We start from the raw sequence: 7,615 nt of genomic DNA, 5'->3' as shown, positions 1-7,615 counted from the left end.
GCCAAGGTGCAGGCCCAGCTCGCCCCCTTCCTCGGCCCTCTGCGCCTCATGGCCCTGGGCATGGTGGCCGGCCTCGCCTTCGTGGTGGTGCAGGCGGTCCGCGGTCGGGCGGCTCGGCTCATTCCGGGCGCGGCGCTGGCCCTGGGCCTGCTCTACCTGGTGGGGGGCACTTGGGGCTTCCGGCTGCTGGATCCTCCCAAGTCCTACCGCCGCTGGACCGCGGCCGTCCAGCCCCTGATCGCCGGCCGCCCGGTCTTCTACTGGCAGACCATCCGCAGCGGCGTCATGGTCTACACCGATCACCTGATGCCCGAGCTGCGCTCGGCCAGGGACCTGGAAGCCATGCATCCCGAGGCCCGTCTCGTGGCCCAGCGCGGCGAGTGGGAACAGGATGCCTGGGGCATGACGCCGACCCTGCGGGCCCGCTTCGAGGTGCTGCTCGCCGTGCCCACGGGCGGGGGTGAGATCCTGCTGCTGAAGAAGCGACCGAACCCCATCCCCGAGGAGGCCCCTTGAGCCCCAACCTGAAGGCCATCCCCCTCATCGTACTGGGCGTGCTGCTCAACGCCGCTGCGCAGATCTGCCTGAAGAAGGGCCTCCAGGCGGCCGGGGGCATGCAGCTGGCCGTGGGCCCGCTCTTCCGCTTGATGCTGGAGCCCTGGGTCATTGCGGGTCTGGCCTGCTACGCCGTGAGCGTGGTGGTCTGGCTGGGGGCCCTCTCCATGGTGCAGGTGAACTACGCCTATCCCTTCCTGGCCCTGGGCTTCATCGCCAACGCCCTCATGGCCCGCGCCTTCCTCGGCGAAGCGATGACGCCCATGCGCTGGGTGGCCCTCGCGGTCATCGTGGTGGGCGTGGGCCTGCAGGCGCTGAGCGGACGGGGGCAGTGAAGGGGCCATTGCCGATGGTCCAATCATCTTTTCCGCTTCAGGACGCGTCCTCCGGATTATCCTGATTGCGAATCAGCCCAAAAGGAGGCCACCATGCTGCGTTCCACCAAGATTCTCCTGCTCGCCGCGACCTGCCTGGTCGCCCTGCCCGCCACAGCCCAGGCCAAGCTCACGGGCAAGGTGACCCATCAGATCGGCGGCTCCGTAGGCCACCTTCCCGAGACCCGCCCCCTGGCCGGGGCCACGGTCTTGGTCGGGACCGACCTGCACCTGGACATCGGCTCCACGGGCACGGACAAAGTGAGGGGCCGCGTGCTCGCCAAGGACCTTACCGAGAGCAACGGGTCCTACTCCTTGAGCGTCCCGGCCGGGACTTACACCGTGATCTGCTGGAAGCAGGGCTATGTGCCCCAGGTGGAGCGAAAGGTGGTCGTCCCCGGATCGTTGGACCTGGACATCGGGAAGGACACGGCCGGGCGGGGCCTGCACCAGCAGCTCGCCTACGCCAACTGAAACCCACCTGGAATGCCACTGCCTGAGCATCCTCCCAGAAGTCTGGATCGAGGGATCTCCCTGACGCTGCGTGGTCTCGCCTGTCTCTTTCTGGGGATGGCCGCCTCCAAGCCGCTGATCCTGGCTCTGGGGGCTCGGGCCACGGGCGTGATCGTACGCCAGGAAGGCGGCGTCTCCTCCCGGGGGGCCTATGGCGTTCGGTACCGCTTCACGGCGGGGGATGGCCGTGTCCAGGAGGGCACCGCCTTTACGTCGGTGAAGGATGCCCGTTTTGTCAGGGTCCCCATCGCCTACCTCCCGGCTTGTCCCTGGGCGAACCTGCCCGCCTCGGTCGGCTATGCCCTCATCACAGGACTGGGTTGGACCCTTGCGGGTCTCCTGTCCCTGGTGGTGGCCCGAGTGCTGCATCCCCGGCGCCGGATGACGGGGGCTACTTCTTAGGCTCGCAGAACAGGGAATCGCAGAACCACCAGACCTTGAAGGTGGCGTCCCTCGCGCCGGTGGTCTGGCTGATGGTCATGGTGTAGCTCGGCCCGGCCTTGGGGATGGTGACCTTCAGTTCCACCCTGGTGTTGGGAGGGACGTCCAGCACCTTCTGGCGGATGCGGGTGGCCTCTCCGCCGTCCGTGAGGTTCCAGGCCCCGATGGACTCGCCGTTGACGTAGAGCTCTCCGGTCTGGTACCAGGCACTGCCATGCTTCACCTGCCAGTCGCCCAATTGCCAACGGCGGTCGGGCGGCACCGCCCACTCGAAGACGTTGCGGTAGGTGGCGGTGGGCCGGGTGGGGGCGGGCGTTGGTGCAGCCGACCTGGTCCCGACCTTCTCACCCTTGGCATTCCGCACATCGCCAAAGTGCTGGCTGAAAAACTCCGCAAGCGCGGTGTCCAGGCCCGTGGGCCCGCCCCGGAGGATGGCGCGTATCAGCTTGGCTCGCTGAAGGTCGAAGAGGCTGCCAGATGCGCCCCTGGCGGCGATCTGTTTCTCGGCCCCGTCGATCTGGATCAGCAGACGCTCGAAGGTGGCCTCTTCGCCGCTCCAGGGGATGCCGTTGTCAGACATCCACCGCTTCACTTGCTGCTTGTAGGCTTCGAAGCCCTCCTGGTACTGGCGGTTCTCGCAGTAGGTGCGGAGCGCGGTCTCCTCCATCCGCCGCAGGTTCTCCTCCGTGACACCGGGACAAGTTCGGCGGATATCCTCGCGGATGTTGCCCGACAAGAACCCCTGTCGGAATCCGTATACGCCCCGGTCCCCCCCGGCTCCGCCCGATCCTGCCGCCTTGTAGGAGCGGTAGAGGTCGTTGAGTTGGTTGCGATGAGCCGCATCCTTGCCGGCGAGTATGCCTGCTGCCATGGCCTTGCCAGCCAGGTCCACTGCATCCGCTGGTGGAAAGCCGACCTTCAGCAGAGTCCAGGACAGCATGCCGGCCGCCTTCCCGATCTCGCCCCGATCCCAGGTGCGCTTTATCTCGGGGAACTCCGGCAACGCACTGAGGCCCCGGAGGGCATTGGCGCTCTTGTCGAACTTCTTCCAGTCCGCGGCCACTTCGATGGCCTTCGGGATCCCCTCCTGGCCAACCTGGACCAAGGCTTCTTTGGCGGCATAGCTTACCGGCTGGACTGGCCTCTCCTTGGGCCAAGGCACGCCGGTTCCGGCGAGGACCTGGGACAACACGACACTTAGCCACAACGCGCGGGCCTCAATCAGCATGGGACCTCCGGGAGGGATTCGTAGAATAGCTCAGGGTCGGGAACGGGTGAAGGGCATGATCACTGCGTATCGTAAGGGTTAGGTGGCGCTCGAATAAGCAAGGAATGGCAGGCTCGGGCTTCGCCGCAGCTCTTGCTATCCTGATCCTCCCATCCGGTGCAGAGGCAACCTCCGACGGCTGGCGGTTCGATTTCGGGAGGTCCGGCGTGTGCGGCATTGCGGGTGTATTTGAAGCTGAAGGCGCCACCGGGCTCGTCGCGTCCATCCTTTTTGCCATCCAGCACCGGGGCCAGGAGAGCTGCGGCGCCGCAGCCCGGGACGCCGGGGGCCGCATCGTGGGTCACAAGGGCATGGGCCTGGTGAAGCAGGTGCTGGACGAGGAGGTGCAGGCCCGGCTCTCGGGCACCACGGCCATCGGTCATGTCCGCTACCCCACCGCCGGCTGCAGCGACGTGGTCAATGCCCAGCCCCACCTCATCGAGCTGGCCGAGGGACCGGTCATGGCCATCTCGTCGAATGGCGACCTCATCAACTACGGGGAACTCCGCGCCCGCCTGGAGGGCGAGGGGGTGGTCCTCAAGAGCGACAACGACGCCGAGCTCATCGGCCGGCTCATCGCCATGTATCACGTCCGGGGGCTGGACATCGAGGCGGCCATTGCCCGGGTGCAGGCCGAGTTGAAGGGTGCCTTCTCCACGGTGCTGATGTACCGCGACCGCCTCTACGCCTTCCGCGATCCCCACGGCTTCCGGCCCATGGTCATGGGCCACCTGACCCACGAGGGCGAGGGCGAACCCCCCAGCGAAGGGACCGTGTTCTCCTCCGAGTCCTGCGGGTTCGGCATCGTCGGCGCGCGGCTCCTGCGGGAGGTCCTGCCCGGGGAGATCCTCCGCCTGGAGCGGGGCCAGCCCCTGCAGTCCGTGGGACACGCGCCCCTCCAGCCCCGGCACTGTGTCTTCGAGCTCATCTACTTCTCCCGCCCCGACAGCAGCCACTTCGGCGAGAACGTCTACCAGACCCGCCAGCGCATCGGCGCCTGCATGGCCGCCAAGGACGAGGCCATCCAGGACGGCGACGACCTGGTGGTGATGCCGGTGCCCGACTCCTCCAACTTCATCGCCCACGGCTATGCCAAAGCCAAAGGCGCCGAGTTCGGCATGGGGCTCCTGCGCAACCACTACGTGGGCCGCACCTTCATCAAGCCCACCCAGGCCAGCCGGGACGAGGGCGTGAAGCAGAAGTTCAACCCGCTGCCGGACTTCTTCCCGGGCAAGCGCGTGGTTCTCATCGACGACTCCATCGTGCGGGGCACGAGCCTGAGGAAACTCGTGCGGATGGTGCGCCAGGCCGGGGCGAAGGAGATCCACGTGCGGATCGGATCACCCAAGGTCATCGGCCCCTGCTTCTACGGCATCGATACGCCCACTCGGGAAGAGCTGATCGCCAACCGCATGTCGGAGGCGGAGATCCGGGACTACCTCGGCGCCGACAGCCTGCGGTGGCTGGAGGTGGCGGATTTCGAGGTGCTGCTGCCCGGACGCCGCCAGGACTTCTGCACCGCCTGCTTCGACCTGGACTACATCTATCCGCCCGAGGGTTTCGCCACCAAAGCCAACGCACCCTCCCTGAGGGAGTTCCAGCCAGCCCTCTGAGGCCCGCCGGCTCCGGAAGTGGACTTGCAGGAGTCGCCTCCCGATGAGAGGGACTGGAACAGGGGGTATCGATGGTGGATCTGGCAGCCAACCATGAGGCGATCACCATCGGCGTGATCGGTGGCGGGCGGGGCGGCATGCAGCTGTTCGGCTTCTTCGACTCGAGCCGGCTCGCCCGGATCCGCTTCGTGGTGGACAAGAGCGTCACAGCGCCGGCCATGGTGGCCGCCAAGGCGAAGCAGATCCCCATCTACACGGATTTCGAGCAGGCCCTGAAGCGCGAGAAGGTCGACTTCGTCATTGAGACCACGGGCATTGACGGCTTCGACGAGCTGCTGGCCCAGCGGCTGGTGGGCACCCGCACGGGCATTCTCACCCACGGCATGGCCCGCTTGATGATCCAGGTCATGGCCGAGCACCGCCAGCACACCCAGGACGAGGTGTCCGATGTCGTCCATCCGATCAAGGACCGGCTGGCCACGGGCCTCCAGGGCAGCCAGGCCATCGTCAAGGAGATCAACCAGGTGATGTCCAGCATGCAGATGCTGGCCCTCAACGCCAGCATCGAGGCCGCCAAGGCGGGCACCCACGGGCGGGGCTTCGCTGTGGTGGCGGAGCAGATGGGCAAGTCCGTGGACACTGTCCGGGCCTTGACTCAGGAGATCGAGAGCGTGAACGCCAACATCGTCCAGGTGTCCACCCAGATCGATTCGATCCTGGAGATGTTGAAATAGTCAGCAGACCCGGGCCAGCACGCCCGAGCGCAGCTCCTCGGTGGTGTAGACGCCGCGGTCCAGTACCAGGCTGGTGACGAGGTCCACAGGCGTGACGTCGAAGCTGGGATTCCAGGTGGGCATGCCCTCCGGGGCCCAGCGCAGGGCGCCGTAGCCGCGGACCTCGGCCTCGGCCCGCAGCTCGATGGGGATGGCGGCGCCGTCCGGGCAGGCCAGGTCCACCGTGGAGAAGGGGGCCACGGGGTGGAAGGGCACGCCGTGGTGGCGGGCCTGCACGGCGAGGCCGTAGGTGCCCACCTTGTTGGCGAAGTCGCCGTTGGCGGCCACGCGGTCGGAGCCCACCAGCACCCGCTGCACGCTGCCGTCGCGCAGCAGCAGGGCCGCCATGCTGTCGGTGATGAGCGTCGCGGGGATGCCCAGCTTCCGCAGCTCCCAGGCCGTGAGGCGCCCGCCCTGTAGCAGGGGGCGGGTCTCGTCCGCGAACACGTGGATACGCTTGCCCTGCTCGTGGGCGCGGCGGATGACGCCCAGGGCCGTGCCGATGCCCGCGGTGGCCAGGCCGCCCGTGTTGCAGTGGGTGAGCAGGCCCTCACCATCCTGGATGAGCTCCGCCCCGTGCCGGGCCATGCCCTCGCAGAGCCGCACGTCCTCCTCGAAGATGGCCTGGGCCTCAGTCACGGGATCGGCGGAGCCCTTCATGCGGTCCATGGCCCACATGAGGTTCACGGCCGTGGGCCGGGCGGCCCGAAGGTCCGCGCAGGCGGCTGCGCACTCGCTGGCCGAGGCGCCGCGGTGCGCGAAGGTGGCCAGGCAGGTCGCCGCCGCCACGCCGATGAGCGGTGCGCCACGCACCGCCAGGCGCTGGATGAGGGCGACCATGGCCTCCGGCTGGCTGCCGTCCAGCCAGACTTCAGCATCGGGCAGCTGGGTCTGGTCCAGCACCCACAGCGACCGGCCGTCGTGTCTCAGACCCAGGGATTCGAAGGGGTTCATCAGATTATCCTGGGTCCGAGCTTGGCCCTCAGTGCCCGCAGTTCTTCGAGTTCTGGGGCAGACAGCGGCTTGGCGCCGCCCAGGGCCTCGGCTTTCCAGAGGATGGTGGCCACCTGCTCCAGGCGCTCCATGCCGCCAGCGGCCTCGTCCATGTGCCCACCCCAGCAGAGACCGCCGTGTCGGGCCAGGATCATGAGGCGGTGCCCGGGCAGGAAGGGCAGCAGGTTGGTGCCCATGGCCTCGGTGCCGGGCATGGCCATTGGCACGATGGGGATGCGGCCCGCGGCGAGGATTACCTCGGGCAGACCGTCGGAAGGCAGCTCCACCAGCTCCGGCCGGACCAGGGTCCAGGCGATGGCCGTGGGCGGGTGGGCGTGGACGATGGCCTTGGCCTCGGGCACCGTCCGGTAGATGGCCAGGTGCATGGCCCGCTCGCTGCTGGGGCGGCCGGACACGATGGTTCCATCCAATTCCAGGTGGGCGAGGTCGCCCAACTGCACCTTTGCCTTGGGCACGCCGCTGGGCGTCATGGCGATGAGGCCGTTGGGCAGGCGCACGGACAGGTTGCCGTCTGAGGCCGCCAGCAGACCCCCGGCATGGAGGCGGCGGCAGGCATCGAGGAGGGCGAATAGGACCGAGTCAGACATGCTTCCAGTCTAAGGGTCGGGGTCAGATTGGGTTGTGATCCAAGTTTGGGATAAAATGGTATGAAATATAAATCCAGGAGATCCCATGTCCTTCCGCCGCATCCTGCCCGCCCAGTTCTGCCTGCTCCTGGTGGCCGTGCTGGCCATGCGCCTGGGCTTCCCGCTCATCATGATCGTGCCCCTCACCGGCATGCTGATCGTGGCGCTGTTCATCCCCTGGGCGGAGATCCGCTTCCTCATGACGGGCGTCCTGGGCCTCTGCACCCTGATCTGGACCGTCATGACCGTCATGCGGGTCGAGCTGCGCATGGCCTACGAGCAGCCCTTCATCCGCCTCGCGGCCATCCTGGGTGGCGTGGCCCTGTTCAACGCCTGGGCCACCTGGTTGGTGTGGAGCAGCCGGAAGGCCTGTGGTGCTGAGCAGGACGGGCTCCACCCGGATTCCGAAAGGACGACGGCGTAAAACTCAGCCCCCGGG

The 7,615-nt window shown here is 67.5% G+C and carries 10 protein-coding genes; 7 read left to right on the top strand and 3 right to left on the bottom strand.

The genetic code is table 11. The annotated features are described in order from the left end of the window. The 4 genes from WAS25_RS03020 to WAS25_RS03005 all read left to right on the top strand — a co-directional run. Window positions 1–516 (top strand): hypothetical protein (locus WAS25_RS03020; protein WP_422310028.1); only part of this gene is annotated, 516 nt, incomplete at its 5' end. Beyond that, window positions 513–890, top strand: coding sequence for a 4-amino-4-deoxy-L-arabinose transferase (locus WAS25_RS03015; RefSeq protein ID WP_422310027.1), 378 nt, complete (start codon window positions 513–515; stop codon window positions 888–890). The genes WAS25_RS03020 and WAS25_RS03015, both read left to right, overlap by 4 nt. A 93-nt stretch (window positions 891–983) precedes the next feature. After that, entirely contained in the window at window positions 984–1,403 is a 420-nt protein-coding gene (locus tag WAS25_RS03010; RefSeq protein ID WP_422310026.1) for a hypothetical protein, read from the top strand. A 96-nt stretch (window positions 1,404–1,499) separates the two neighbouring features. Then, window positions 1,500–1,844: a hypothetical protein gene (locus tag WAS25_RS03005; protein WP_422310025.1), complete on the top strand. Its 345-nt coding sequence runs from the start codon at window positions 1,500–1,502 to the stop codon at window positions 1,842–1,844. On the opposite strand, the gene WAS25_RS03000 is transcribed toward WAS25_RS03005, so the two are convergent. Further along, window positions 1,834–3,111 (bottom strand): hypothetical protein, encoded by a 1,278-nt coding sequence (locus WAS25_RS03000; protein ID WP_422310024.1) that lies wholly within the window; start codon window positions 3,109–3,111, stop codon window positions 1,834–1,836. The two genes, WAS25_RS03005 and WAS25_RS03000, sit on opposite strands and share 11 nt — an antisense overlap. 206 nt (window positions 3,112–3,317) lie before the next feature. On the opposite strand from WAS25_RS03000, the gene purF reads away from it, so the two are divergent. Both purF and WAS25_RS02990 read left to right on the top strand, forming a co-directional pair. Next, window positions 3,318–4,763 carry an amidophosphoribosyltransferase gene (purF, locus tag WAS25_RS02995; RefSeq protein WP_422310023.1) on the top strand — a complete coding sequence of 482 codons (1,446 nt, stop codon included), beginning with the start codon at window positions 3,318–3,320 and terminating at the stop codon, window positions 4,761–4,763. A gap of 71 nt (window positions 4,764–4,834) precedes the next feature. Next, on the top strand, window positions 4,835–5,497 hold the full coding sequence (locus WAS25_RS02990; protein WP_422310022.1) for a methyl-accepting chemotaxis protein: 663 nt from the start codon (window positions 4,835–4,837) through the stop codon (window positions 5,495–5,497). Here WAS25_RS02990 and mtnA read toward each other — a convergent pair whose 3' ends face one another. Further along, window positions 5,498–6,490, bottom strand: a complete 993-nt coding sequence (gene mtnA / locus WAS25_RS02985; RefSeq protein ID WP_422310021.1) for an S-methyl-5-thioribose-1-phosphate isomerase — start codon at window positions 6,488–6,490, stop codon at window positions 5,498–5,500. Continuing rightward, window positions 6,490–7,137, bottom strand: a complete 648-nt coding sequence (locus tag WAS25_RS02980) for a class II aldolase/adducin family protein (protein WP_422310020.1) — start codon at window positions 7,135–7,137, stop codon at window positions 6,490–6,492. The genes mtnA and WAS25_RS02980 overlap by 1 nt, the downstream gene beginning before the upstream one ends. Window positions 7,138–7,222: 85 nt before the next feature. Between WAS25_RS02980 and WAS25_RS02975 the strand changes: the two genes are divergently transcribed. Further along, window positions 7,223–7,600: a hypothetical protein gene (locus tag WAS25_RS02975; protein WP_422310019.1), complete on the top strand. Its 378-nt coding sequence runs from the start codon at window positions 7,223–7,225 to the stop codon at window positions 7,598–7,600. The last annotated feature ends 15 nt before the right edge of the window (window positions 7,601–7,615 follow it).

Source organism: Geothrix sp. (assembly GCF_049292215.1).
Taxonomy (GTDB): Bacteria; Acidobacteriota; Holophagae; order Holophagales; family Holophagaceae; genus Geothrix.
This window is presented reverse-complemented; position numbering and strand designations above follow the sequence as displayed.